The sequence below is a fragment of the Sinorhizobium terangae genome (assembly GCF_009601505.1).
In the GTDB taxonomy this organism is placed as follows: Bacteria; Pseudomonadota; Alphaproteobacteria; order Rhizobiales; family Rhizobiaceae; genus Sinorhizobium; species Sinorhizobium terangae.
The window spans coordinates 294,925-320,065 of sequence record NZ_WITC01000057.1; the positions used below are offsets into that span (position 1 = coordinate 294,925).

General features: G+C 62.2%; 22 protein-coding genes. 7 read left to right on the forward strand and 15 right to left on the reverse strand.

The features are described from left to right. The first annotated feature begins 97 nt into the window (after nucleotides 1–97). Nucleotides 98–538 carry a CBS domain-containing protein gene (locus GHK62_RS15370; protein ID WP_153440007.1) on the forward strand — a complete coding sequence of 147 codons (441 nt, stop codon included), beginning with the start codon at nucleotides 98–100 and terminating at the stop codon, nucleotides 536–538. An 83-nt stretch (nucleotides 539–621) separates the two neighbouring features. On the opposite strand, the gene nuoG is transcribed toward GHK62_RS15370, so the two are convergent. The 14 genes from nuoG to GHK62_RS15440 form a co-directional block, all read right to left on the reverse strand. Next, entirely contained in the window at nucleotides 622–3,174 is a 2,553-nt protein-coding gene (gene nuoG / locus GHK62_RS15375) for an NADH-quinone oxidoreductase subunit NuoG (protein ID WP_153440008.1), read from the reverse strand. Between the two features lie 84 nt (nucleotides 3,175–3,258). Beyond that, entirely contained in the window at nucleotides 3,259–4,524 is a 1,266-nt protein-coding gene (gene nuoF / locus GHK62_RS15380) for an NADH-quinone oxidoreductase subunit NuoF (RefSeq protein ID WP_153440009.1), read from the reverse strand. A 4-nt stretch (nucleotides 4,525–4,528) separates the two neighbouring features. Further along, nucleotides 4,529–5,041: an NADH-quinone oxidoreductase subunit NuoE gene (gene nuoE, locus GHK62_RS15385; protein WP_153440010.1), complete on the reverse strand. Its 513-nt coding sequence runs from the start codon at nucleotides 5,039–5,041 to the stop codon at nucleotides 4,529–4,531. Nucleotides 5,042–5,055: 14 nt separating this feature from the next. Then, nucleotides 5,056–6,270, reverse strand: a complete 1,215-nt coding sequence (gene nuoD / locus GHK62_RS15390) for an NADH dehydrogenase (quinone) subunit D (RefSeq protein WP_153440011.1) — start codon at nucleotides 6,268–6,270, stop codon at nucleotides 5,056–5,058. An 80-nt stretch (nucleotides 6,271–6,350) separates the two neighbouring features. Next, entirely contained in the window at nucleotides 6,351–6,887 is a 537-nt protein-coding gene (locus tag GHK62_RS15395) for an NADH-quinone oxidoreductase subunit C (protein ID WP_153440012.1), read from the reverse strand. Then, nucleotides 6,884–7,387 (reverse strand): NuoB/complex I 20 kDa subunit family protein, encoded by a 504-nt coding sequence (locus GHK62_RS15400; RefSeq protein WP_153440013.1) that lies wholly within the window; start codon nucleotides 7,385–7,387, stop codon nucleotides 6,884–6,886. Before GHK62_RS15400 ends, GHK62_RS15395 begins: the two co-directional genes overlap by 4 nt. Then, nucleotides 7,375–7,740, reverse strand: a complete 366-nt coding sequence (locus GHK62_RS15405; protein WP_153440014.1) for an NADH-quinone oxidoreductase subunit A — start codon at nucleotides 7,738–7,740, stop codon at nucleotides 7,375–7,377. Before GHK62_RS15405 ends, GHK62_RS15400 begins: the two co-directional genes overlap by 13 nt. 230 nt (nucleotides 7,741–7,970) lie before the next feature. Further along, the gene (locus GHK62_RS15410; RefSeq protein WP_153440015.1) at nucleotides 7,971–9,410 is read right to left on the reverse strand and encodes an NADH-quinone oxidoreductase subunit N; all 1,440 of its coding nucleotides are present in this window, start codon (nucleotides 9,408–9,410) and stop codon (nucleotides 7,971–7,973) included. Next, nucleotides 9,407–10,882 (reverse strand): NADH-quinone oxidoreductase subunit M, encoded by a 1,476-nt coding sequence (locus GHK62_RS15415; protein WP_153440016.1) that lies wholly within the window; start codon nucleotides 10,880–10,882, stop codon nucleotides 9,407–9,409. Before GHK62_RS15415 ends, GHK62_RS15410 begins: the two co-directional genes overlap by 4 nt. A 9-nt stretch (nucleotides 10,883–10,891) precedes the next feature. Next, complete coding sequence (locus GHK62_RS15420) at nucleotides 10,892–12,652, reverse strand: Na(+)/H(+) antiporter subunit D (RefSeq protein WP_153440017.1); 1,761 nt, start codon at nucleotides 12,650–12,652, stop codon at nucleotides 10,892–10,894. Further along, nucleotides 12,645–12,899, reverse strand: a complete 255-nt coding sequence (locus tag GHK62_RS15425; RefSeq protein ID WP_153440018.1) for a hypothetical protein — start codon at nucleotides 12,897–12,899, stop codon at nucleotides 12,645–12,647. Before GHK62_RS15425 ends, GHK62_RS15420 begins: the two co-directional genes overlap by 8 nt. Further along, complete coding sequence (locus GHK62_RS15430) at nucleotides 12,896–14,359, reverse strand: monovalent cation/H+ antiporter subunit D family protein (RefSeq protein ID WP_153440019.1); 1,464 nt, start codon at nucleotides 14,357–14,359, stop codon at nucleotides 12,896–12,898. The genes GHK62_RS15425 and GHK62_RS15430 overlap by 4 nt, the downstream gene beginning before the upstream one ends. Before the next feature lie 4 nt (nucleotides 14,360–14,363). Continuing rightward, nucleotides 14,364–14,666, reverse strand: coding sequence for an NADH-quinone oxidoreductase subunit NuoK (gene nuoK / locus GHK62_RS15435; protein ID WP_153440020.1), 303 nt, complete (start codon nucleotides 14,664–14,666; stop codon nucleotides 14,364–14,366). Beyond that, entirely contained in the window at nucleotides 14,666–15,166 is a 501-nt protein-coding gene (locus GHK62_RS15440; protein ID WP_153440021.1) for an NADH-quinone oxidoreductase subunit J, read from the reverse strand. The genes nuoK and GHK62_RS15440 overlap by 1 nt, the downstream gene beginning before the upstream one ends. Before the next feature lie 433 nt (nucleotides 15,167–15,599). Here GHK62_RS15440 and GHK62_RS15445 point away from each other — a divergent pair, with 433 nt between their 5' ends. Continuing rightward, the gene (locus GHK62_RS15445) at nucleotides 15,600–17,867 is read left to right on the forward strand and encodes a PBP1A family penicillin-binding protein (protein ID WP_153440022.1); all 2,268 of its coding nucleotides are present in this window, start codon (nucleotides 15,600–15,602) and stop codon (nucleotides 17,865–17,867) included. Nucleotides 17,868–17,956: 89 nt separating this feature from the next. On the opposite strand, the gene GHK62_RS15450 is transcribed toward GHK62_RS15445, so the two are convergent. Then, nucleotides 17,957–18,172 (reverse strand): hypothetical protein, encoded by a 216-nt coding sequence (locus GHK62_RS15450; RefSeq protein WP_153440023.1) that lies wholly within the window; start codon nucleotides 18,170–18,172, stop codon nucleotides 17,957–17,959. A 681-nt stretch (nucleotides 18,173–18,853) separates the two neighbouring features. On the opposite strand from GHK62_RS15450, the gene GHK62_RS15455 reads away from it, so the two are divergent. The 5 genes from GHK62_RS15455 (at nucleotide 18,854) to GHK62_RS15475 (ending at nucleotide 25,048) form a co-directional block, all read left to right on the forward strand. Next, nucleotides 18,854–19,258 carry a DUF1236 domain-containing protein gene (locus GHK62_RS15455; RefSeq protein ID WP_153440024.1) on the forward strand — a complete coding sequence of 135 codons (405 nt, stop codon included), beginning with the start codon at nucleotides 18,854–18,856 and terminating at the stop codon, nucleotides 19,256–19,258. Between the two features lie 307 nt (nucleotides 19,259–19,565). Next, a complete protein-coding gene (locus GHK62_RS15460) occupies nucleotides 19,566–20,324 on the forward strand; it encodes a Tll0287-like domain-containing protein (protein ID WP_153440025.1) in 759 nt (252 codons plus the stop codon). After that, on the forward strand, nucleotides 20,321–23,077 hold the full coding sequence (locus GHK62_RS15465) for a response regulator (RefSeq protein ID WP_153440026.1): 2,757 nt from the start codon (nucleotides 20,321–20,323) through the stop codon (nucleotides 23,075–23,077). Before GHK62_RS15460 ends, GHK62_RS15465 begins: the two co-directional genes overlap by 4 nt. A 24-nt stretch (nucleotides 23,078–23,101) precedes the next feature. After that, a complete protein-coding gene (locus tag GHK62_RS15470) occupies nucleotides 23,102–23,467 on the forward strand; it encodes a response regulator (RefSeq protein WP_153440027.1) in 366 nt (121 codons plus the stop codon). Between the two features lie 18 nt (nucleotides 23,468–23,485). After that, nucleotides 23,486–25,048, forward strand: a complete 1,563-nt coding sequence (locus tag GHK62_RS15475; protein ID WP_153440028.1) for an adenylate/guanylate cyclase domain-containing protein — start codon at nucleotides 23,486–23,488, stop codon at nucleotides 25,046–25,048. Nucleotides 25,049–25,141: the final 93 nt, after the last annotated feature.

A 25,141-nucleotide genomic window follows, 5' to 3' on the forward strand; every position in this document is an offset into this window, starting at 1 on the left:
ATCGCACGCGATTTAGGGGTAAAATCGTGCGCCAGTTCAAAGTGCTACGGCGACCTTTGTGCGTCTGAGGCACGGCGCTGCAGGGCAGGAGGCTCAAATGTTTGTCGGCGATATCGTGAAGAACAAGGGCGTCGGGGTTATTGCGGTCACCCCTTCTCACACCATGGTAGAAGTGCTGCGGCTGTTTCGCGAAAGCAATATCGGTTTCGTGGTCGTCAGCCGCGCCCCTGGCGAGTACCTGGGTACGCTTTCGGAACGGGATTGCTGCAACGCATTGGCGGAATACGGAGCCGAGGCGGCGATGATGCGCGCTGTCGACATCATGAACCGCAGCGTGGCGACCTGCTCGACACAGGATTTGCTTCCCTACGTGATGGCGATGATGACCCAGCGGCGTACCCGCCATGTGCTGGTGCTCGAAGGCGATTCCGTTGTCGGCGTAGTCAGCATCGGCGACGTGGTCAAGCACAGGCTCGACGAAGCGCTGCGCACGGAGCAGGACCTGCACGACTACATTTGCGGGACCCACTATCACTGACGAGATCAGCCGCTGCACGTCTCCCTCGAGAGGAGCCACATCAACGGCAGAGGGGGGTGCATACCCCACAGAGCTGGATCCGCTCAAATCCGATTCTGCTCAAAGGCTGAACCAGTGGAAGCGGCGCTCTCGAAGGTCGGTGCGGCCTCGCGCACCTCCACCGGGCAAGGATATTCACCGCGCCGCATCAGGCTGTTGAGGCGCAGCGTCCTGTAGTTTTCGGGAACAAACACGAGGCCGCTCGGGAAGTGCCGGTTGACCTTGAGCTTCGCAGTCAATTCGCCCCACGCGGATCGCACCACCACCTGAGCGCCATCCGGAAGACCGAGCTCGGCGGCATCCTCGCCGCTCGTTTCGACATAGGGATCGTCTGCAACGGTATTCAGGATTTCCGAGCGCTCGGAAAGATATCCGTTGTGGAACAGGCCATTGCCGGTCACCAGCACCAGCCCGTCTGTTGCTTTCAGGGCAGGCGGCGCCGGGAAGAACCCGCCAGCCGCCGGTGTCGGCGCCGCCTTGGTGAAGGCGCCGTCCGGACCAAGCCCCTCCTGCGTCAGTCCGTGGTAGGCTGGAACAAGCCGGGCAATCTCGTCGAAAATCTCACCTTGCGTCGACGGCTGCAGCGGTTCCTTGCGGAGCGCCGCGACGAAATCGAAGATCGCCAGATTGCTTCGCGCCTCGAAGGCTGGTTCGCGGAATTTGCGGACCGTCTGAAGCCGGCCCTCGTTGTTGGTGAATGTGCCGGCTTCCTCGCCGAAACCCGCCGCAGGCAGGACGACCTCTGCCAGGCCTGCCGTTTCGGTAAGGAATGTGTCCTGCACGATCAGGAGGTCGGCGGCGCCAAGCGCACGCGTCACGAAGTCCCGGTCGGGATAGGCAATCAGGGAATCGGTTCCGGCGATGTAGAGCGCGCCCATCCGCCCGTCGACGCAAAGCTCCAGCATGGCGTCGAGATCGGCGCCCGGCTCGGACGGGATCGCGGCGCCCCAGGCCCGTTCGAGAGCTGTACGCGCCGCATCGTCGGCGACGGCGCTTAAGCCCGGCAGCACCGCCGGCAGAACCCCCATGTCCCAGGCGCCCATCTGGTTGGCGCGGTCGAACAGGAACTGCATCGCCGGGCTCTTGCCGAGCAGATGGAGAACGTTGAGCAGATTATTGATCTGCTGCAGCGTCGCGCGCGCTTCGGGTGATCGCAACAGGTCGATGCTGACAAGCACGGTGACACTGCGGCTCTCCTTGAGTGCGGAGGCCAGACGATCCGATCCCGCACGGTTGGTGGTCATGGCAGAAACGTCGCCCGCCTGACCGTCCGCCGCCACGAGCGCGGCCGCTACCGCCGCAAGGCTCGCCGCTTCTCCGCCCGGCCGCACGCGAACCACTGCACGCGCATCGGCGTCGAGACGGGATGGTCGCGCCGAGAGCATGAGCAATCTTGTCTGCCGCCGCCGCGCGGCATCCCTGAGCAGGTATTCGGTAACCGGATTTTCTTCCGTCACGTTTCCGCCGACCACGAGCACACAGTCGCTAGCGACCACCTCATCCAACGGCGCGCGGGCATGGAAACCCGCCACCAGCGGGCCGAGCGCATCGAAAGGCGTCGACCAGCGCGACGAGCAGTCGATATTGTTCGTGCGGAACACCGTCCGCATCAGCTTCTGGAACTGATAGAGCACTTCGTTGGGCAGGCGCGCGGACGCGAGCCCTCCGGCAGCCTTGCCCTCGACAGCCGACAGGCGCCGGCGCAGGTAGTCGCCAGCCTCATCCCAGGAGACCGGAGTGAGCGCGCCGTCACGACGGATCATCGGTCGCTTGATCCGGTCCCGGCTTTCGATGAAGTCGAGGCCGAAACGCCCGCGCACGCAGAGCGTTTCGCGGTTGACCCCGTGCTCCCAGTCCGAGCGGACACGCATGAACTCGCCCTTGCGTGCGCCGACCGTCAGTTGGCAGCCGGTGCCGCAATGCGGGCAGATGGTATCGGTCTCGGCGAGATCCCACGGCCGTGCCTTGTAGCGGTAGGGGAAACTCATCAGCGCGCCGACGGGGCAGACCTCGACGCAGTTGCCGCACTGGTCGCAGCTTGCAAGACTGCCCTCGAAGCCGGTGACAGCGGTGTCCATGCCCTTCTCGACCGTCCCCAGGGCGACTGCGCCAACGACCTCTTCACACATCCTGACGCAGCGCTGGCACTGAATGCAGCGGTTGACGTTCATGATGATGACCGGGCTCAGACGGATGTCCTTCGAGTGGAAAACGCGTTTGGGATCGCGGAACTCGCTTTTGCGGGGACCGTAGGCCATCACCATGTCCTGCAGCTCGCACTCTCCACCCTTGTCGCAGATCGGGCAGTCGAGCGGGTGGTTGGCGAGCAGCATGTCTAGCATGGACGAGCGCGTCTCCTCGATCAGGGGCGTGTTCGTCCTGACCACCATGCCGTCGGTGACCACGGTCGCGCAGGACGGTTGCAACCGCCTGAGCCCCTCGATCTCCACCAGGCACATGCGGCATGAGGCGAGTGCCGGCAGCCGCTTCCAATAGCAGAAGGTCGGTATGTCGATGCCCAAACGCTCGGCCGCGTTGAGCACCGTAGAGCCAGCCTCAACTTCCAGCATTTGTCCGTCGATCGTGATGCTAACCATATTTCCTCTCAGCCCTGTCCCGCAGGCCTTGTTTTCATGCATGTCGTTGTCCCAAAACCGCTGAACACTTTTGGGCGACATGCATTAGTGGTACGGGCACCTCCCCTCCTCGATATGGGCGACGAACTCGTCGCGGAAATGCTTCAATGCGGCCCGCAATCCCATCGCGGCGCCGTCACCCAAGGCGCAGAAGGTATTGCCGAAAATGCCCTTGCAGAGCATGTCCAGCTGCTCCAGGTCACCGGGCGCGCCCTCCCCGGCCTCGATCCGGCGCAGCACCTTGACGACCCAGTTCAAGCCCTCCCGGCATGGCGTGCACTTGCCGCAGGACTCATGGTGGAAGAACTCGATGATCCGGGTCGCGACCTTGACCATGCAGGTGGAATCGTCGACCACGATCACGCCGGCCGAACCGAGCATCGAACCGGCGGCGGCGAGTGAGTCGAAATCCATCCCCACCTCCAGCTCGCGCTCCGGGATGACCGGCGCCGAAACTCCGCCCGGGATCACCGCCTTGATCTTGCGTCCCGGCAGCGGGCCGCCGGCGTGCTCCTCGACCAGTTCCTTGAGCGGTATGCCCATCGGCAGCTCGTAGAGTCCGGGTTTCTTCACCTGCCCGCTCACGCAATAGAGCTTCGGGCCAGGGCTCTTGTCGGGGCCGATGCCGCGAAACCAGGCAGCCCCCCGTGTCACGATGTGCGGCACGCAGGCGAGCGTCTCGACATTGTTGATCACCGTCGGGCTGGCGTAGAGCCCGGCCACGGCCGGAAACGGCGGTTTCAATCGCGGCTGCGCCCGCTTGCCCTCGAGCGACTCGAGCATCGCGGTCTCCTCGCCGCAGATATAGGCGCCCGCGCCGCAGTGGATGTAGACGGCGAAATTGAAATCCGAACCCAGAATACCCTTTCCGAGGTATCCTCTTTCGTGGGCTTCCGCGATCGCCTGCTCCAGGCGACGGATCGCCGTGACATATTCTCCGCGCACGTAGACATAGGCGGTTTCCGCCCCGATCGCGTAGCCGCTCACCGCCAGCCCCTCGATGAGCTGGTGGGGGTCGCGCTCCATGATGATCCGGTCCTTGAAGGTGCCGGGCTCCCCTTCGTCCGCGTTGCAACACAGATATTTCGGCTTGTCGCCCCCCTTCGGCACGAAGCTCCACTTCATTCCCGTCGGGAACCCGGCGCCACCGCGACCGCGCAGGTTGGATTGTTTCACGAGCTCGACGACTTCGTCCGGCGTGTATTCGCTGAGCACCTTCCTGAGCGCCTGATAGCCGCCTCCGGCCTCGTAGGCCGAAAGCAGATGGCCGTTCGCGACCTCGATATTCTTGAGAAGGACCGGCTCGAACATGGCGCTACTTTCCCGGCACTGACTGAGAGGCGTGCTCATCGCCTGCTGGCAGCCCCGCTGCGGCGCGAAGGCTATCCAGGAGCGCGTCCAGCCGCGCGACGTCAAGATTGCCGTGGTAATAGTCACCGACCTGCATCACCGGAGCCATCTCGCAGGCACCAAGGCACTCGACGGTCGAAAGAGTGAACAGCCCGTCCGCTGTGGTGTCGCCCTTCCTGATCTCGAGCGCCGTTTCCAGATGGGTCAGCAGGCTTTCCGATCCGCACAGCATGCACGAGACGTTGTCGCAAAGCTGCAAATGGAACATGCCCACCGGCTCGGTATGGAAGAGCGTGTAAAAGGTCGCCAGCTCGTAGACCCAGATCCGCTCGACACCGAGGATGTCGGCGACCTCCTCCAGCACGGGTCCGGGCAGGTGGCCGTGTTCCTTCTGTGCGATCACAAGTGCCGGCATGATCGCCGAGCGCTGGTCCGGATAGGCCGCTGCTGCCTGTTCGATTTTTTCGCGCATGCTCATCGCGTCCAAATCTCCTACTTGTCCACCTCAGCCATTACCGGGTCGAGGCTGCCGAGCACGGCGATCATGTCCGCCAGGTAGCGGGCGTTGGTGACCCCGAAGAGCGCCTGCAGATTGACGAACGAAGGGGCCCGCACCTTCATGCGGAACGGTTTTGGCGACCCGTCGCTGATGATGTAGAAGCCGAGCTCGCCCTTTGGCGCCTCGATAGCCGAGTAAACTTCGCCGGCCGGCACGTTGAAGCCATAGGCCGACAGGTCGAAATGCTGGATCAGCGCCTCCATCGAACAGTGCACCCGTTCCTTGTCCACCGGAAAGGCGATCGTCGGCATGTCGATCTGGAACGGCCCTTCGGGCATCTGGGCGATACATTGCTCGATGATGCGGATGCTTTCACGCATCTCGTCGACCCGGCACCGCCAGCGCGCGTAGCAATCGCCCTCGTCGCGGGTGATGACGTTGAAATCGAGCCGGTCGTAGATTTCGTAAGGCTCGTCGCGCCGGATGTCCCAGTCGACCCCGGAAGCACGCAGATTTGGACCGCTTAGGCCAAGGTCGATCGCGTCCTCGCCGGAGATCACGCCGATGCCTTCCGTGCGATTGAGGAACACCCGGTTATCTTCGAGCAATCGCTCATAATCGCGGATCCGGCTCGGGAAGATATCGCAGAACTCCCTGATTTTCAGAAAGAACCCCTCAGGCAGGTCTTCACGCACGCCGCCAACCCTGCAGAAGGAGGTGTGCATGCGGGCGCCGGTGATCATTTCCAGAAGGTCCATGATCATTTCACGTTCGCGCATGACGTAAAGCAGCGCGGTCATGGCGCCGAGATCCATCGGCAGCGCCCCGGTGATGAGGAGATGTCCGGAGATCCGCGCCAGTTCGGCCATCAGCACGCGGATATACTGCGCGCGGATCGGCGCTTCGATCCCGAGGAGCTTTTCCACCGCCAGCGCGAAGGCCAGGTTGTTCGAAGGCGGGCAGAGATAGTCGAGCCGGTCGGTCAGCGGGAAAATCTGGGTATAGGTGAAACTCTCCGCCAATTTTTCGGTGCCGCGATGGAGATAGCCGACATGCGGATCCACGCGCTCGACATATTCGCCATCGAGTTCGAGCACGAGCCTCAGCACCCCGTGGGTGCTGGGGTGCTGTGGACCGAGGTTGAGCAGCACTTCCTTGGTATTGAGCGCTTCACCTTCCGGTCTCATGAGCTCGGTGACTTCGGTCATCTCAACTCTCCGGCGTCAACGGCCTCCTTCAATTCAGTTCGAGCGGAATGCGGGCGGAAAACCGCTTACTTTTCCTCGCTCTAGGGAATCTCCCTGGTGGCAAGGTCGGGCTGCGTCGGCGGCGGGCCTTCGGCGCCAAACGGGTTCAGCTTGTCCTTGTAGCCACGGAGCGGAAAATCCTTGCGCTGCGGGAAGCCCTCGAAGCCTTCCCACATGTAGATCCGGCGCAGGTCAGGATGCCCGGTAAACCGGATGCCGTACATGTCCCAGGCCTCGCGCTCGTGCCAGTTGGCGGTGCGCCAGACTCCCGTGACCGAGGGAACCTCCGGGGGATCGCCAAGCCGGCACTTGATGCGGATCCGCCATTTATTCGGCAGCGAATAGAGGTGGTACACCGCCTCGTAGCGCGGCGTCTCCGGATAATGATCGACCCCGCAGATGTCCGAGAGGAAATTGAATTTGAATGCCGGATCTTCTTTCAGGAACCGACAGAACTCGACGATCTTCTCGGGAGGAACAGCAAAGACTTCAATACCATGCGCGGTGCCGAGATCTTCGATTGCTTGTCCGAAGCGCTCCAGGATCGGAGCGCGGTTGAGGGACGGTTCCACACTCATGACGCTACAACCCGATCGAGAGGCGTTCCCGTCAACGCGCGGGACTTCTTGATCTTCTCCTGCAGCAGCAGGAAGCCGTGCATCAACGCCTCCGGCCGCGGCGGACAGCCGGGCACATGCACGTCGACGGGCACGAAAGTTTCCGATCCCTGCACCACGGCGTAGGTGTTGTAGACGCCACCCGAAATGGCGCAGGTGCCCATGGCGATCACCCAGCGCGGCTCCGGCATCTGGTCATAGAGCCGCCTGACGACCGGCGCGAATTTCCGGGTGACCGTGCCGGCGATGATCATCACGTCGGACTGGCGGGGCGACGGGCGGAACACCACGCCGAACCGGTCGAGATCATAGCGGGCGCAACCGGCCGAGATCATCTCGATGGCGCAGCAGGCGATGCCGAAGGTCTCCGGCCACAATGCCGACCTTCGGCTCCATCTGATGACGCTGTCGGCCGTGGTGAACAGGACGCTGTCGCGGATCGCGTTTCCTACTCCTCCCATTCAAGCGCTCCTTTCAGCCAGGCGTAGGCGAAGCCTACGAGAAGCAGCACGATAAAAACGAACATCTCGACGAAACCGACCAGCCCGATCTCTTTCAGGACGACGGCCCAGGGAAAGAGGAACATCGTCTCGACATCGAAGACGACGAGCAGGATCGCAAGGATATAGAACTGAACCCGGAAGCGGCCCCCCGCGGCCTCACCCGCCGGATCCATGCCGCATTCATAGGGCATGTTCTTTGCCGGGTAAGGATTGGAGGGGCGCAGCAGCGAGGAAACAAAAAGCGTCACCCCTGCCACCAGAACAACTCCGGCGACCATGAGAAGAACCGGCAGGAATTCCATTGCTGCCATATCGTTACGCCCCGCTTAACCAACGAGGGCCTTGCTCAGTCGCGATATGGGGCCGGTAATGTCGTCGCCCCGAAAAAGCAACCTGGGCAATCCTCTTAAGACTCTATTCCGTCGGGCGGATCATTGCAAATCCAATCGATTAGGCGGGATCGGGTCGAATGGGATCGTTTCGGGGTCGTGACGGCGTGTGCGCCGAGGGGGTATCAACGCCCGCTATGTCGGCATCCCGCTTAACCCCCAGATGCCGACTGTTGTGCAAGCCCAAGGAACCACGCCGGGAAAAGGCCGATGCCGATGGTGCCGAGGGCCGTGAAGGCGAGCGTGGCGCGCACCATGGGCGTCAGTGCCGGCTCGAACGCCCTCTCCGGCTCGCGCATGTAGATCACCATGACGATGCGGATATAGAAGTAGGCGGCGACCGCGCTCAGGAGCACGGCGATCACCGCCAGCAGGACGAAACCGCGCTCGACGAGTGCCACGAGCACGTAGAACTTGGCGAAGAAGCCGGCCGTCGGCGGAATGCCGGCGAGCGAGAACAGATAGAGGAGCATCAGAAGCGCGAGCCCCGGATGCGACTTGGCGAAACCCGCGTAGTCGTCGATGACCTCGCCCGAGAAATCGCCGTTCCGCATCATGATGACCGCGCCGAAAATACCGAGGTTCATGAAAGCGTAGATCAGCATGTAGAGCATCACGCTGGCGATTCCGTCCTGACCGCCGGCCACCACGCCGAAAATGGCGAACCCGGCATGGGCGATGCTGGAATAGGCAAGCAGCCGCTTGAAATTGTCCTGCACCAGCGCGACGAAACTGCCGAGTGCCATGGTCACGACTGCGATGACCGCGACGATGATCCAGACGTCCGAGGCGGCGACCAGAGGGTTGAGGAAGACCCTGAGGATCACCGCAAACCCTGCCGCCTTCGGCCCCACCGACATGAAGGCGGTGATCGTCGTCGGCGCGCCTTCGTAGACGTCCGGCAGCCACATATGGAACGGCACGGCGCCGACCTTGAAGACCAGCCCCGCAACGATGAAGACCACCGCCAGCAGCAATCCGGGATCGAGCGGATCGCCGGTCACCGCCTGAGCCATCGCATCGAGTTGCGTCGTGCCGGTCAGCCCGTAGACCAGCGAGACACCGTACAGGAAAATCCCGGTCGAGACCGCGCCGAGGATCACGTATTTCAAAGCGGCTTCGTTCGAGCGCCGCTCGCGCCGCATGAAGCCTGTCAGCACATAGGTGCAGAGCACCATCAGTTCGAGGCCCACATAGATCGACAGAAGATCCGTCGCCGAGGCCATGATCATCATGCCGAAAAGCGCAAAGAGCAGCAGGACATAGTATTCGCTGCTCGCGATCCCTTCGATATCGGCATATTTCCGCGACAGAAGGAACGTCAGGACGGTGGCCACGTAGAACACGAGCTTGAAGAAGACCGCGAAACGGTCGGCGATGAACATGCCGGAATAGGCCGGTCGCACCTCATTCGCCAGCAGGAGCGTCGCCAGGGCGGCGATCAGCACGATCCCGACGGAAGCCGAGACGAGGAAATGTTCCTGCCCCTTGCGCACAAGCTGGCCCAGGATCAGCAGGATACAGGCCCCGGTGACCACCACGATCTCGGGCAGGCTTGCGATGATCGATTGGAGAAGCGCGGCGGCGGTCATTGGCCCCTCTCCCTGCCATGCACCTCAGTCAGCAGATGCGTCACCGAGGCATCAATGATATCGAGAAAGGGCTTTGGATAGAGCCCGACCCAAAGCACGAAGACGGCGAGCGGCAGGATCGCAACCATCTCGCGGGCGTTCACGTCGCGGATCTTGAACCGGGCGCCGACGCTCGCCGGACCAAGCGCGACCCTTCCATACATGCCGAGAAGATAGGCCGCGCCCAGCATTGCGCCCAAAACGGCGGCCGCGCCGACGGCGAGGTTGGCCGCAAACCCGCCCGACAGCACCAAGAGCTCACCCACGAACGAATTCGTTCCCGGCAGCGCCATCGACGAGAGCGTGAAGAGCGCAAGAAACACCGTATAGACCGGCGCGACCTTCATCAGCCCGCCGTAGTCGGCGATGCTGCGGGTATGGGTCCGCTCGTAGATCAGGCCGACGAAGAGGAACAGAGCGCCCGTCGTCACCCCATGATTGAACATCTGCAGGATGCCGCCTTCGAGCCCGCGGGGGTTCAGCGCAAAGATTCCCATCGTCACGAACCCCATGTGGCTGATGCTGGAATAGGCGACCAGCTTCTTCAGGTCATCCTGCGCAAGCGCAAGCAGCCCGCCATAGACGATGGCGAGCGCCGATAGCGCCAGCATCAGCGGCGAAAAATATACCGAGGCCTCCGGCAGCATCGGCAGCGAGAAGCGCAGGAATCCGTAGGCGCCCATCTTCAGGAGCACGCCGGCAAGAATGATGCTGCCCGCCGTCGGCGCCTGCACATGGGCGTCCGGCAGCCATGTGTGGACCGGGACCATCGGCACCTTGACGGCGAAGGCGACCAGGAAGGCGAAGAACAGCCAGGACTGGACCCGGAACGGCAAATCCTGCGCCGTCAGGGCGAGGATGTCGAAGGTCTCCCCGCCCCGAAAAAAGAGTGTAATGACGCCGACCAGGAACAGGAGGCTGCCCGCCAGCGTGTACAGGAAGAACTTGAACGCCGCATAGACCCGGCCCTCGCCGCCCCAGACGCCGATGATCAGGTACATGGGGATCAGCATCGCTTCCCAGAAGACATAGAACAGGAAGAGGTCGAGCGCCGAGAACACCCCGAGCATCAGCGCCTGCATGGCAAGCAGGCTCGCCATGAACGCCTTGACCCTGCGCTCGATCGCGACCCACGAGGCGAGCACCGAGACCGCGCCCAAGAGCGTGGTCAGGAACACGAAGAGCGCGCTGATCCCGTCGACGCCGAGTGCATAGGTGATCCCGAGCGCGGGCACCCACGGTACCCTTTCGGTGAACTGCATCTCGTGGGTCGTCGTGTCGAAACCAGCCAGCAGTACGATCGAGAGAGCGAGATCGAGGAGCGTGACAACAAGCGCTGTCCACCGCACCGCGTCGTCGCTGCGGAGAAACATCAGAACCGCCGCCCCGGCGGCCGGCGTGAATATGATGAGGCTCAGCAGCGGGAATCCCATCGCGCCCCCCTACCGCCACACCACGGCAAAAACAACGATAGTCGCGATCACACCGGCGATCATCGCCAGCGCGTAATGAGTCACGACGCCGGTCTGCAGCCGCCTCAGCGCGCCGCCGCCGTTGAGGATCGAACGGGCTACGCCGTTTACGACGCCATCCACACCATTGAGGTCGAGCTGCAGCCCCGCCCGCGCCGAACCGTGCAGGAAGGGCAGCACCGCAGTCTCCGATACGTCGCTCACCGCCTTCTCGTAGCGCGCCAGCGGTTTTTCGGCGAGCCACATGAAGCCTCGCGCGCCCTTGCGGTAGAACCAGTCGGTATCGAGGCTGATCGTGTTCTCGGGATCGAGTGCCTTGAGGAAAATGACGAAGCCCAATGCCGTGAACATCAGGATTCCGAGGCTCTCGGTGACATGGGCGCCCGTATAGGCGTCGAAGTCGACCGGATAGGGCAGGAGCGCATAAAGCGGCCCGGGATAGACGCCGATCGCAATGCAGAGCGCCGCCGCCATTCCCATCGCAACGAGCATGTTGCGGGGCGGCTCCTGCGCTTCCAGTTTCCGGTCCGTGCCGAAAAACATGTAATAGGGCAGCTTGAGCCCGGTATGCAGGAACGTTCCCGGCGATGCCATCGTGAGTGCCAGCATCACCAGCGCGCGGTGATCCTGGCCGGCCGCCGCCACCACCATCGACTTGGTGACGAAGCCCGAGAAGAAGGGAAATGCCGAGATCGCAAAGGCGCCGACCATGTAGAGCGCCACGGTCAGCGGCATCGTCTTGTAGAGCCCGCCGAGCTCGGTAAGCTTGCGCCGCCCGGTGACGTGGATCACCGCGCCCGCCCCCATGAACAGCAGCCCCTTGTAGAGGATATGGGCGAAGGCATGGCTGGTGGCTCCGTTCACCGCCATTTCGGTCCCGATGCCGACGCCCGCCACCATGTAGCCCACCTGGCTGACGATGTGATAGGCGAGCAGCCGCCGACAATCATTCTCAAGTACCGCATAGACGACACCGTAAAGCGCCATCACCGTGCCGAGCCAGACCAGAAGCTCAGTCCCGGGAAAGGCGCGCGCCAGCACATAGACGGCGGTCTTGGTGGTAAATGCGCTCATGAACACCGCCCCCGTGACGGTCGCCTCCGGATAGGCGTCGGTGAGCCAGGCGTTGAGCGGCGGCACGGCGGCATTGAGCAGGAAGCCCGCGAGGATCACATAGGCGCCCGGGCCCATATCGCTCTCGATCGGGCCGAAGAGCAGCGATCCGGTGGCGGCCGAATGGACAAGGATGCCACCGAGCAGGGCGACGCCGCCAGTGACGTGGACCATGAGGTAGCGGAATGCGGCGCGGACTGCCTTCTCGCCACCTTGAGCGAAAACCAGGTAGGCCGAGGCGAACGCCATGCCCTCCCAGAAGAGGTAGAGCGTCAGGTAGTCGCCGGCGAAGACTACGCCGAGCGCGCTGCCGACATAGACGAAGGCCGCCACATGTTGGCCCGGGCGCGTCAGATGCAGCGCGTAGATCATGCCGATCAGTGCCATGATGGTGAAAACCGTGGCAAAGACGATGCTGAGCCTGTCGACCTTCGCGATCAGGATTTCCTGCCCGATGAAGCTCGCCGCGCCGTAACTACCCGGCTCCATGGCGAGCACGGCGAGGAACGCGAGCAGCGGGATCAACACCAGATAGGCCTTGCGGATTGTCTCCTTCAGGAAGGGGATCGGCACGGCACCAAGGATGAACAGGAGGGCGGGATGGACAAAGTCAATCATAATAGTCCTCGCGCCGCATGAGCCCGCCCTGATGGCCGAGGAACTTGGAAACGAAAATCAAGATCACACAGGAGCCGAAGCCGTAGACGGCCGACCATCCTGGCAGACGCTCCCATAGATATTCGGCATGCTCGCGGGAGACCAGAAAATCGGCGACGACGATCAGAGCGAGCACCAGATAGAACAACCGGCGGCGGCGTATTGCATAGGTCTCGTCGCCAAAGAAATCGACGATGCGCTCGATCATCTGACCACTCCTTCCGCCAACGTGAGGAAATAACCGGGAAAGACGCCCATCAACACCGACAGGATGGCGGTCGCAACCAGCGGGATCGTCACCAGCGGAATCTCACGAACCTTTGCCGAGCTCTCCGGCGCCGGCGCCCCGAAAAAGGCGACATAGCTGACCGGCAGGAAATAGGCGGCATTCAGCACCGAGCTTGCCAGGAGCACGATCAGGAACGCCGTCTCCCCCGCCTGGACCGATCCAAGCGTCAGATACCACTTGCTGACGAAGCCTGCGGTCGGCGGCACCCCGATCATGCTGAGCGAGGCGACGAAGAACGCCCCCATCGTCCAGGGCAGCCTGCGGCCGATGCCGGCCATGTCGCTGATGTTGCGCTTGCCGGAGGCGCAATAGATTGACCCGGCGCAGAAGAAGAGCGTGATCTTGGAAAAGGCGTGCGCGGCGATGTGGATGATCCCGCCAACCATGGCGACCGGCGACAATAAAACCGCGCCCAGCACCACGTAGGAGAGCTGGCTGACCGTCGAATAGGCGAGCCGCGCCTTCAAGTCGTCCCGCGTCAGCGCATAGACGGACGCCATCAGGATCGTGAACGAAACCAGATAGGCCGTTGCGATGCCCAGCCCCAACCCGCCGACCAGCCCCGCGCCGAAGACGTGGAACACCACCCGGAGCACACAGAAGACGCCCATCTTGACCACGGCCACTGCATGCAGCAGAGCGCTTACCGGTGTCGGCGCCACCATCGCGGCGGGCAGCCAGGCGTGCATCGGCATCACCGCGGCCTTGGCGAAGCCGAACAGATAGCAGAAATAGACGACCGTCAGCAGTGCCGCCGGGGCGTTGGCGCCAGCAAGCAGTCCCCCGGGCACGAAGTCGAGCGATCCCGCTATGGCATAGGTTAGCGCCAGCGCGGCAAGAAGCACGCTTTTCGATGCGCCCATCAGATAGACGAGGTACTTGCGGCTGCCCTTCCACCCCTCTTCGTCCTCGTGGTGGTAAACGAGCGGATAGGTGACGAGGCTCAGCACCTCGTAGAAGATCACCAGCGTGAAGAGATTGGCGGCAAAGGCGCCCCCGACGGCCGCCGCGAGGCTCAATGCAAAGCATGCGAAGAACCTAGTCTGCGCATGCTCGTGCAAGTGCCGCATATAGCCGATGGAATAGATCGCCGCGACGATCCACAACAGCGACGAGACGGTGGCAAACACCATACCGAGCGCATCGACCCGGAACGCGAAATCGATGCCAGGCAGGATCTCGAAGAGACGTAGTTCGACAGTCCCGCCCGAAAGCACCGTGGGGGCCATCGAGGCGACGATTGCGAACATGGCGACCGCGGCCACCGGCGAGACGAGATCGCGGAGTTTTTCGCGCTTGTTCAACAGGAGAACTGAAAGGGCCGCCAGGCCGGCAATGGCGACGGCAAGCAGCGGCCGGATCGAGATCACCGGTTCCAAGCCGCTATCCTTTCATCACGGTCACGTCGTCGACCTTGAGAGTGGCCTTGTTCCTCACGAGGGCGACCAGAATGCCAAGGGCGACGGCGACCTCCGCAGCGGTGGTTGCGATGACGAAGATCGCGAAGATCTGCCCGCGGAAATCAGCGTAGTAGCGCCCGAAGGCGATGAAATTGATGTTGACCGAGTTGAGCAACAATTCGAGCGACATCAGCACGACCAGAATATTGCGCCTGAGCAGCACGCCCGCCGCCCCGATCACGAACAGAACCACTCCAAGCAAAATGGACCATGAGAGCGGAACCATCAGCCCGGCTCCTTCCGCGCCAGTACGATCGCGCCGACAAGGGCGGCCAGGAGAATGACGGAGGCGGCTTCGAACGGCAGGAGATAGTCGGTGAAAATTGCCCTGCTAAGCTCTCTCACCTGATCGCCGTCACGGGCGGCGGCGGGTTCGGTGGCCGAAAAGCGGTCGCTCCAGAGCACCAGTGCGAGCATCTCGAGCCCGAGCAGGACGAGCAACACCAGAGCCGGCAGGTTGCCGCCCGGTAGGAACCGCTGCAACACCGCTTCGCGCACATCGATCATCATGATCACGAACAGGAACAGGACCATGATCGCGCCAACATAGACGAAGATCTGGATGACCGCGAGCAATGGCGCCCCGAGCAGGACGAAGATTGCCGAGACCTGCAGGAAACACGCCATCAGTGCCAATGCGCTGTGAACGGGATTGCGCGCCAGGACCACAGTCAGGGCCGTGATCACGGACACCGCAGCGAACAGAAGAAAGAACCCCTGATCCATCGACGCCGACCCCTCCCACGCGAACTGTCACTCGGCGCGAGTGCGGCCGGACTGCGATAGCTCCGCACTTCGGGTGCATTCACAAATTGTGCCCTAGTATCGGTTTTTTCACAAGATTATTGACATCGGCCGAGCAACCCGAGGCCGTCGTCGCAAAGGCGGCGTTTCTCGAACGGACGCTCGATTTCGCCAGCCGGTGCCCTGCAAGCCAATGGGATGTCGGATAGCATCAGTCGAAACGCGGCTCGCAATTTCTGCTATAGAGTTCCAATAGTGTATTGTCACACTCGCCAGCGGCGCACCGGTCGTTGGCAACCTCTTGCCCGGCCAATGCGTTCTGCGTGACAAGCAAGGCGGCGAACCGAAGATATCGGGAGGGTCGCGGTCGCGCGCCTCATGGCGTTGGCGTATTCGTTTGGAAAAGAGTTCACGTATGGCGGACAACAACGCCGCTCCGGGTGGAGGCGCGAAAACCCAAGAACCAGAGTCATCCGGGCCCGGTATTAAAGGGACCGAAGGCTCCGATGACGCAGCGTTTGCGCGTACGGGCAGCGCGCTTGCAGAAATCGGCCGGGCGTTGCTGACCTTCGGGCAGGCAGTCCGTCACGATGCGGTTGGCTGGAGCTCCCAACTCGCTAAAAGGCTTGGCGGCGGCGACAAGCTCCAGCGGCGGCAAGCGACCGAGAGCTCGGAAGCAACGCACAACACCGCCGGCTTGACTGGAAAGATCCGGGCAGGCCTCCGGCGCCGGCGTTCGAGAGACATGCCCGCTGGACCAGCCGGCGCACGCAGCAGGCGCGGCATCCTCGTGCGGAGTGCGGCAATTGCGAGCGTGGTATTGCTTGCCTCGCTGATCGCTCTTTTCTCATGGGCATTGAGGGACGTGCCGTGGAACGAGATAGCCGATGGTTCGCTGAAGCCGGTGGTGGTGCTTGAAACGGCTGCCGGCAAGCCGCTGGTGACCCAAGGACCGCTTCAGGGGTCCTATGCGGCCCGAGCAGATTTCCCGCCGCACCTCATCGATGCCGTGCTTACGAGAGAGGACCGGCGCTTCTATGAGCACTTCGGTATCGATCTAAGGGGCATTCTTCGTGCCCTTTACACCAATGTCGGAGCAGGCGAAGTCGTGCAAGGCGGCAGCACGATCACGCAGCAACTGGTCAAGATCCTCTATCTGGAGCGAGACCGCACCTGGAAGCGGAAGATCCAGGAAGCAGTGATCGCCTTCTGGCTGGAACGCAAGCTTGGCAAGGACGAGATCCTCACGCGATACCTGAACAACATCTATCTTGGTGCCGGCGCAACGGGCGTCCCGGCAGCTGCCCGTATCTATTTCGACAAGGACGTGCACGAACTCAATGTGAGTGAATCGGCGATGCTCGCGGGCATTATCCGCGCGCCGTCGCAGCTCAATCCCATAAGCAACCCGGACGGTGCGCGCCGGCAGGCCGAACTCGTGCTCGATGCCATGATCAAGAGCGGCAAGGTGACCGCAGAGCAGGCCAGGACCGCGACCGCGGAGCTTCGTCCGGTAAAGCCGGCAATACGATCAGGCAGTTGGTTTGCCGACTGGGTGATGCAGGAGGCGCGCGAGCTTGCAGGCCCTTACCGGGGCACGATCAAGGTCAGGACGACTATGGTGCCCCGGCTGCAAGCGATCGCCGAAAAGGTGGTTGCCGAAGCGCTCGAGCAGGAAGGCGCCAAAGCGGGTGTGCAGCAGGCCGCCTTGGTGGCGATGACGCCAGAGGGCGCTGTGGTCGCCATGGTCGGCGGGCGTGATTACTCGAAAAGCACGTTCAACCGCGCGGTCTCGGCGATGCGCCAGCCGGGCTCTGCCTTCAAGCTCTTTGTCTACTATGCCGCATTGAAGGCCGGCCTCACGCCTTTCGACTGGGTTGAAGATGCGCCGATCGAGATCGACGGCTGGTCTCCGGAAAACTATGAGGGCGACTATCGCGGCCCGGTCAGTATAGCGGAGGCCTTCGCGCGATCACTGAACGCCGCGACGGTGGCTCTGGCGATGGAGGTCGGGATCGACAAGGTTATCGCCGCCGCTCGCGAATTGGGGATCGATGCCAAACTTTCCGAAACGCCGAGCCTGGCGCTCGGTTCGTCAGAGGTGAACCTGCTTGATCTTACCGGCGCCTACGCCTCGGTACGGGCGGGCGCGGCCCCGGTCGAGCCGTGGGGCATTGTATCCTTCCGAGCCGAGGGCGAGCCCCGCGCGTTCCGTTTGGGAGCCACGAAGCAGCCCACCACCGATCTTCGCCAATACCAGCCGGATCTCGTTGATCTGTTGCGGTTGGTAGTCGAGCGAGGGACGGGCCGGGAGGCTGACCTTGGGATGTTTGCAGCCGGCAAGACGGGCACCAGCCAGAACCACCGCGATGCCTGGTTCATCGGCTTCAACGAGCGGCTGGTCGTTGGCGTTTGGGTCGGTAATGACGACGAGATGCCGATGAACGAGGTAACAGGCGGCAAGCTGCCGGCGCGGATCTGGCGGAGCTTCATGACGGCGGCGTCGGCCAAGGGTGGCGAAAATGCGCCAGGCGAGCCCGATGCGACGATGAGTTCCGCAGATGGCGGCGGAGCGTCTGCTTCCTGCAATGTTAACGCCTGCGCGCGCGCCTATCGCTCGTTCCGGCCGTACGACTGCACCTTTCAGCCGTACACAGGGCCGCGTCGGCTTTGCGAAAAATAGCCTCGCAACCTCGCAACCGGCTGCGGGAAATGGGTCGAAGTCTCGAAATCAGCAGCCAGGCGACGCTCTGCCATCCGCAATTGCGTCATTCAGGATTTCCGCCTGGCGATGGCTTGCATGTCCTCCAGTTTAAGGTCATCGATCGCCGATAATGCCTCTTCGGCCGACCAGCCGGCGCGCAAGGCCGCCGCGACGAGCTTGGCCTCGGCTTCCTGCTCAAGGTGCAGATATAGCGGCTCCAATGCCTCGCGGGCGGTCACAACGTGCTCGTCAGGAGTGGCAACGGAGTGAGGCTGCAGTGACATCGCACTTCCTCCCTTGGTGGCTTATCGTCCCTACCATTGTCGCCGATAATGCAATTAATGCAACGCTTGGGCGGCGCTTCGCTTTCCTCGACCGCCGTGGAGTGTCGGTCCGTCAAAATGGAATAGGGCGCTCGACCCGCTGAGGGGAGCGCCCTATTCGACCCGGAGATGCTTACCGGCCAGACCATCCGTCGGCTCGAAAGCGCCTCGATACGGGCAGTGTGCGATAGATGGGTCTTGGACAGCAGGTTTCAAGGCCTGACCGACCAGATTGCTTCCCAGACCCACACGTCCTTGAAGGTCGAGACAGTCCCACTGGTGCCTCTTTCCCGGACCCGCGCTCGGGATCCGGTCGAAATCGAACGCAAAGGGGGTTCTGCATTGTCGTGTCGCCGCCAAGCACGTCAAGAAAGCGGCGGTGGAGATTGCTGCGGGAACGTATCGTCTTGAGCTGGGTCGTTGCCTGCACCCCATCGATCGTCAAACTCGCGCGATGCAGGCGTTGTATTATGTAATGCTCGGGAAAATGAGCGTCATTTTACGCGCACAGGCGAATACAGCGCGCGCGATTTTTCAAAATATAGTTTTCACGTTTTATTTTATTCTTTAACATTCCGGAAATATGCGGAACCAATCCACTTGCATCACGTTCAATCTTTCACAGAAGAAGGAGGATTGATCATGAGTGCTAAAATTCTTCTGGTTCCTGCCCTTGCAGCCGGGCTTATGGCAACGCCTGCGATGGCAAATGACAACAATGACGCCGCCGTGACCGGCGCGGCCGGCGGCGCCGTGACCGGTGCGATTGTCGGAGGCCCGGTGGGCGCTGCTGTCGGCGGCGCGGTTGGTCTCATCGCCGGTGCCGTCATCTCGCCTCCGCCGCAACAGGTGGTCACGTACGTACAGCAACAGCCGATGCCGGCCGGTGTCGTTGTCCGCGAGCGTATTGCAGTCGGTCGGCCGCTTCCACGAACGGTTGCTCTGACGCCGATACCCGAGAACCCGACCTATGCCTACGCGGTCGTGAACAATCAGCGCGTCATCGTTGATCCAAGGACCTATACGGTAGTTCAGGTTATCCAGTAGGTCAGGTTACCCAATAGGTGACCGGAGCTCCCCGCTTTCAGCAGCGGGGAGCTCCTTTGTTTCCGTCTTTCCCGCACTGATCAAGTTCCGGCGTGCGCCGCTTTTCAACAGTCGATGCGAATACGGAAGCGGCTCATGAAGTCGCCCTCCCACCACATCGGGAAATTGGTGCCCCATTTATTGTTGTGGAGATTGAACGCGAACCCTGCCTCCGGCAACGATTGCCAAGCCCTGTTCCATAGATGACTCCTTCCACCGGTCTTGCTGTGGTATCTTTGCTGCTTGCTTCCTCTCGGGGGGAAAGAAAATGGAAGCCCTTGTAGCATTGGCGCGAAACCGGGTTTTCACCGTTTTGTGCGGTTGCATGCTCTTGTCGTCTTCGGCGGCGGCTCAAGAGGCCGTCGATGTGGCGACCGGGGAGCGGCTCGCCGAATTGCTGAGGTCCGCCCGAAGCGTCCTTTCGAATTATCAGTCGCTCATCAATGATCCGGCCGTCGGCGACAAACATCTCGACGGCGAGCGCTTCACGGCAGAGGCGATTGCCCTTTATGCCAAACGCACCGGCCATCCTCTGATGTCCGATGGCCTGGCGGAGCGCGATCGCAAACTGCTGCAGGCGCAGGTCGAGGCCATGCGCGAGGTCGTCGACGAAGAGCAGAATGACATCAATCGCCCCGGCATCGGGTTCAAGGGCTTTGTGCCCGCCGTTTTCGCGCGCCTGATGAATGAGAAGTTTGCCGCAAAAGTGGGAAACGAGGCGCTGGTCCGCGTGACCGCGCCGGAAGTGCTCGTGCGTAACCGCAAGTCGCTTCCCGATGACTGGGAGACCCGGGTCATCAATGAAATCTTCTCGACTCCGCAGAAGCAGAAGGGCGAGGCCCATACGGAAGTGACGAAGGTAAACGGCCGCCCTGCCTTCCGCATGCTGCTGCCGGAATACTACACGGAGTCCTGTCTTTCCTGTCACGGTTCGCCCAAGGGCGAGATCGACGTCACCGGCTACCCGAAGGAAGGGGGCAAGGCGGGTGATCTGGGCGGTGCTATCAGCATCGTCTTGTTCAAATGAGCGCGTTGGGGCAGCAGCGGTCGATCGAGGCTGCCCCGGCGCCGGCCAGGAGCCTCGCCAGCCGGCTTGCCAATCTGCCAATTTCCGCCCGCGTGGCGGCGCTAACCGCCGCCGGCCTGATAAGTCTGATCCTCTCTTCGGTCTTTCTCACCCAGGCGCTCTACCGCAGCGCCGAGCGGATGGCGGAGACCAGGGAACTGTTCGATCGCGCCGATTCGGCGGCTGCGGCGCATGTCGCCTTCGGAGACCTCAGATACTGGCTGACCGATCTCTCCGTCAGTCTGCTGATGAATTCAGAACGCAACGCCGACGAGGCCCGCAAACGCCTGCAGGTTCAACTGGAGCGTCTTGCAGAGCATTCGCCCGACGCGGTCAGGAAGATCCGCACCGAGGTCGATGCCTATGTCGAGACGGCGCTCCAGGCAACCGACAGCTATACTCAGGACAACCGCATCGTCGGTAACGCCTTCCTGGCAAAGGCGCGCACTCACAGCGGCAACGTCGACGCGGACCTCAACAGGCTCGTCGAGCAGGTAAGAGCCGATGCGGATGCCGCCCGCAACGAGGTCGTCGCGCAAACACAGAAAACCGCGACGGCGGCCGCCATCCTTGTCGGCGTCGTGGTTCTGGTCGGCTCGCTCCTTACTCTTCTTGTCCTGCGCTCGATCGTCGGCCCGCTCCGGCGCCTCAGTCGTGTGGTCGGTGAGCTGACGGAAGGACGCTATGACGTCGAGATCCCGCAGGAGGGCGGCGAGGACTTTGGAGCGATGGCGAAGACGCTCTCGCTTTTCCGAGAAAGCGCGATCGAGAAGAGAAAGCTCGAGGACGAGGCCGAGCGGCAGCGGCGGACGATCTCCGCGGCGCTCGAAGTGATTTCCGACGGATTCGTCCTCTACGATCCGGATGATCGGATCCTGATCGCCAACAGCAAATATTGCGAAATCTTCCCCAGCCACAGGCCGTCGACGCTTCGTGGCAAGAGCTTCCGCGAAATCGTGGAGCAGAACCTGGAAAGGGGGCAAGTCGACCTCGAAGGCAAAACGCGGGAGGAGTGGATCGAGGAACGGCTGCGCCTTCACAGGGATCCCGCAGGCCTGGTCGACGAGAGGCGGTTCGGCGACAAGTGGGTCCGGATCAGCAAGCGCAAGATCCCTGATGGCGGTACCGTCGCGGTCTATACCGACATCACCGAACTCAAGCAGAGGCAAGTCGAGCTCGAGCGTGCAAAGAGCCATGCGGAATCGGCAAACGAGGCCAAGAGCCGTTTTCTCGCCTCGATGAGCCACGAGTTGCGCACGCCGCTGAACGCGATCATCGGCTACAGCGAAATGCTGATCGAAGAGGCCCGCGACCACGAAGACAACGAGCTTGTCCCGGATCTCGAGAAAATAGCGTCCGCCGGCCGGCATCTTCTCACGCTCATCAACGACATCCTCGACCTGTCGAAGATCGAGGCGAACAAGATGGAGGTTTTTCTCGAGACTTTCGACGTCGCCGAACTGCTCCGCGACGTGGCCGCCACCGTCGCACCGCTGATGGCGCGGAACCGGAACGAATTCGTCGAGGACCTTGGAGCCGATCTTGGGCAGATGCACTCCGACCAGACCAAGCTACGCCAGAATCTTTTCAACCTGCTCAGCAATGCGGCCAAGTTCACCAATGGCGGCCGCGTCACGCTCTCGGTCCGGCGCGAGGGACGCGCCGACGGCGATTGGCTTCTGTTCAAGGTATCCGATACCGGGATCGGCATGACGCCGGAGCAGCGGGAACGGCTCTTCAACGCCTTCACCCAGGCGGACGCTTCCACCACCCGCAACTACGGCGGCACGGGACTGGGCCTGAGCATCACCCGCAGCTTCAGCCACATGATCGGCGGCGCCGTCACCGTCGAAAGCGAAGTCGGCAAAGGCTCGGTCTTCACGATGGAAGTACCGGCGCAGTGCAGGCGAGAAGCCGAGGAGCCTCAAGTCGCCGTGCCGGCGCCGGCTTTGCAGCCAGGTCGCACCGCTCTCATCATTGACGACGAACCGGCTGCCCGAACGCTGATCGCCAGGGCACTCGCCGACGCGGGACTCGCCTCGATCGAGGCTGCAAGCGGGGCGGAAGGAATAGCCGCCGCTCGAAAGCATCGGCCAGCCGCGATCATCCTCGACATCATCATGCCCCATCAGGACGGCTGGTCGGTGTTGCGCACGCTGAAGAGCGATCCCGAACTCTGCACGATCCCCGTTATCCTGGCGACGATCCTGGCGGATCGCGAACTCGGCCTCTCGCTCGGCGCCGTCGAATACCTGACCAAGCCCATCGACACCGACAAGCTGATCCGGACGATAGAGGCTCACGGCGGCGGCAACCGCGACGTACTGGTCATCGACGACGATCAGGCGTCACGCGACTTTCTCCGCCGCATTCTGGTGAAGAGGAACTGGACCGTCCACGAGGCGGGTGACGGTGTTCGCGGGCTGGAAATGATGAAGCGGCTCCTGCCGCGCCTCGTCCTGCTGGATCTTCTGATGCCGGAGATGGACGGATTCCAAACCCTGAGTGAGATGCAGAGGATCCCGGAGCTGCAGAACATCCCGGTGGTGGTGGTCACGTCGAAGGACCTCTCTTCGAACGAGTTGATATGGCTGCGCGATCGAGCGGTCGCGGTCGTAAACAAGGGCGCAAACAGCAGGTCCCAATTGGTCAAGGCGCTCGAGCGCCAGATCGCAATGCAGGAAACTGTCGGCAAGGCCGTTGCCGAGGGCTGAAAAGCATGACCGGAGGAAACCGAAATGACGAGAATCCTTCTGGTGGAAGACAATGAAATGAACCGAGACATGCTTTCGCGACGATTGTCTCGTCGCGGCTTCGACGTGCTGATCGCCGAGAATGGCAAGGCCGGTGTCGAGCTTGCCGCATCGGAAAGGCCCGACCTCATACTCATGGACATGAGCCTACCCGTGATGGACGGATGGGAGGCGACGCGACGGATCAAGGCCAATCCGGCGACGTCTGGAATACCGGTCATCGCGCTCACTGCGCACGCAATGGCGAGCGATCGGGAGATGGCGCTCGAGGCTGGCTGCGACGACTATGACAGCAAGCCGGTCGATCTGCCGCAGCTCGTCCGGAAGATCGAGCAGTTGCTCGCGACCTAGGCTCAGGACACCTGCAGGATGAGTATCGGCAACGAATTCCAGCGCCAGGCGATCGCCGCACATGTGGCCCAGCGGTTGGCCGGCCCCGCTCGCGCCATTTTGGGTTTTCAGGAGCTGCTTGTCGAGCAGGCGCGGGATCTCAGCTTGCCCGACATGCAGCCCGATCTGGAGCGGATCGGCACCGCCGCCAGGCAACTGAACGGTCTCATCGATCACCTCCTCGACGGCACGGCCTGCTCTGAGGAAGTCCCGTTGACGGAGGCGGAGGCGAGGCTCCGCCATGACCTGCGCACACCGCTCAATGCCATCATCGGCTATTCGGAAATGCTCCTTGAAGACGCAAGGGATGTGCACGAGCATCCGCTAACGGAGGATCTCGGCGTCATACTTGCGGCGGCGGCCGAGCTTTTGAAGCAGGTCGACGCCATTGCGGGCCTTTCGCGCGGGCACGCCATCGAGATGCTCCAGTCGGCGGAGCAAAGCGGAATCGACGCGGCGGGGCTTGAACGGCTCCTGTTCACGACCGAGCGCGAGGCCTGGACGGATCAGGGCGGCAGAATTCTCGTCGTCGACGACGTCGCCAGCAATCGTGACCTTCTGTCCCGACGGCTGCGGCGCGAAGGTCATCGCGTCGTCACCGCCGAATCCGGACTGTCGGCGCTTGCGAGGCTGGCGGAGGACGAGTTCGATCTTATCCTGCTCGATATCCTGATGCCCGACATGAACGGCATAGAAATGCTCTCGCGACTGAAGTCGGAGGACCGATGGCGGCACGTCCCGGTGATCATGATATCAGGCTTGAGCGAAGTGGCGGCGGTGGCGAAATGCATCGAAGCGGGAGCCGACGACTATCTGACAAAGCCGTTCAACCCGGTCCTGCTGCGCGCACGCATCAACTCCACGCTCGAGAAGAAACGCTGGCTCGACCGCGAGCACCACTATCTTCAGCAGATAGAAGCGGAGAAGCGACGTGGCGATACGCTCATTCACGCGATCCTGCCCGACCAGATCGTTAGCCGATTGCAGGATGGCGAAGAGATCATCGCCGACCGCTTCGAAGAGGTTTCCATTCTCTTTGCAGACATCGTCGGCTTCTCCGCCATCGCGACAAGGCTGCCACCGTCCGATCTCGTCAGCCGGCTGGACGGGATGTTCAGCCGGTTCGACCTCCTGACGGAACAGCACCGGGTGGAGAAGATCAAGACAATCGGCGATGCCTATATGGCCGCTTGCGGGATACCGGAACCCGCAGCGGATCACGCCGACAGGATCGTGGCTCTCGCGAAATCCATGCTTCAATCGTTGCGGGACATGCCTCCCGAACGCGATCGATTTCGCGTTCGGATCGGAATCCATTCGGGACCGGTTGTGGCCGGGCTGATCGGCCGGCTTCGTTTTGTCTACGACGTGTGGGGAGAAACCGTAAACATTGCAAGCCGCCTCGAGTCGCAGGGCATTGCCGATGGCATACAGATCTCCGAGGCGACCAGGCGCTCGCTTCGAGGCCAATGGACGCTCGAGCCGCGCTGCGCCTTGGATCTGCGCGGCATCGGCACGATCGAAACCTACCTTGTGCAATAGGCTCCTGTGATCCGGCCGATGCATTTCATCTCGATGTTCGTACCGCATTACAGCGCCGTGCGTCCTTTAGGACGCACAAAGGACGCTGTAACT

What these genes read in the sequence shown, in the direction of transcription:
- GHK62_RS15370 (WP_153440007.1), top strand. Translation starts at nt 98, where the DNA reads ATGTTTGTCGGCGATATCGTGAAGAACAAGGGCGTCGGGGTTATTGCG.
- nuoG (WP_153440008.1), bottom strand. Translation starts at nt 3,174, where the DNA reads ATGGTTAGCATCACGATCGACGGACAAATGCTGGAAGTTGAGGCTGGC.
- nuoF (WP_153440009.1), bottom strand. Translation starts at nt 4,524, where the DNA reads ATGTTCGAGCCGGTCCTTCTCAAGAATATCGAGGTCGCGAACGGCCAT.
- nuoE (WP_153440010.1), bottom strand. Translation starts at nt 5,041, where the DNA reads ATGAGCATGCGCGAAAAAATCGAACAGGCAGCAGCGGCCTATCCGGAC.
- nuoD (WP_153440011.1), bottom strand. Translation starts at nt 6,270, where the DNA reads ATGACCGAAGTCACCGAGCTCATGAGACCGGAAGGTGAAGCGCTCAAT.
- GHK62_RS15395 (WP_153440012.1), bottom strand. Translation starts at nt 6,887, where the DNA reads ATGAGTGTGGAACCGTCCCTCAACCGCGCTCCGATCCTGGAGCGCTTC.
- GHK62_RS15400 (WP_153440013.1), bottom strand. Translation starts at nt 7,387, where the DNA reads ATGGGAGGAGTAGGAAACGCGATCCGCGACAGCGTCCTGTTCACCACG.
- GHK62_RS15405 (WP_153440014.1), bottom strand. Translation starts at nt 7,740, where the DNA reads ATGGCAGCAATGGAATTCCTGCCGGTTCTTCTCATGGTCGCCGGAGTT.
- GHK62_RS15410 (WP_153440015.1), bottom strand. Translation starts at nt 9,410, where the DNA reads ATGACCGCCGCCGCGCTTCTCCAATCGATCATCGCAAGCCTGCCCGAG.
- GHK62_RS15415 (WP_153440016.1), bottom strand. Translation starts at nt 10,882, where the DNA reads ATGGGATTCCCGCTGCTGAGCCTCATCATATTCACGCCGGCCGCCGGG.
- GHK62_RS15420 (WP_153440017.1), bottom strand. Translation starts at nt 12,652, where the DNA reads ATGATTGACTTTGTCCATCCCGCCCTCCTGTTCATCCTTGGTGCCGTG.
- GHK62_RS15425 (WP_153440018.1), bottom strand. Translation starts at nt 12,899, where the DNA reads ATGATCGAGCGCATCGTCGATTTCTTTGGCGACGAGACCTATGCAATA.
- nuoK (WP_153440020.1), bottom strand. Translation starts at nt 14,666, where the DNA reads ATGGTTCCGCTCTCATGGTCCATTTTGCTTGGAGTGGTTCTGTTCGTG.
- GHK62_RS15440 (WP_153440021.1), bottom strand. Translation starts at nt 15,166, where the DNA reads ATGGATCAGGGGTTCTTTCTTCTGTTCGCTGCGGTGTCCGTGATCACG.
- GHK62_RS15445 (WP_153440022.1), top strand. Translation starts at nt 15,600, where the DNA reads ATGGCGGACAACAACGCCGCTCCGGGTGGAGGCGCGAAAACCCAAGAA.
- GHK62_RS15450 (WP_153440023.1), bottom strand. Translation starts at nt 18,172, where the DNA reads ATGTCACTGCAGCCTCACTCCGTTGCCACTCCTGACGAGCACGTTGTG.
- GHK62_RS15455 (WP_153440024.1), top strand. Translation starts at nt 18,854, where the DNA reads ATGAGTGCTAAAATTCTTCTGGTTCCTGCCCTTGCAGCCGGGCTTATG.
- GHK62_RS15460 (WP_153440025.1), top strand. Translation starts at nt 19,566, where the DNA reads ATGGAAGCCCTTGTAGCATTGGCGCGAAACCGGGTTTTCACCGTTTTG.
- GHK62_RS15465 (WP_153440026.1), top strand. Translation starts at nt 20,321, where the DNA reads ATGAGCGCGTTGGGGCAGCAGCGGTCGATCGAGGCTGCCCCGGCGCCG.
- GHK62_RS15470 (WP_153440027.1), top strand. Translation starts at nt 23,102, where the DNA reads ATGACGAGAATCCTTCTGGTGGAAGACAATGAAATGAACCGAGACATG.
- GHK62_RS15475 (WP_153440028.1), top strand. Translation starts at nt 23,486, where the DNA reads ATGAGTATCGGCAACGAATTCCAGCGCCAGGCGATCGCCGCACATGTG.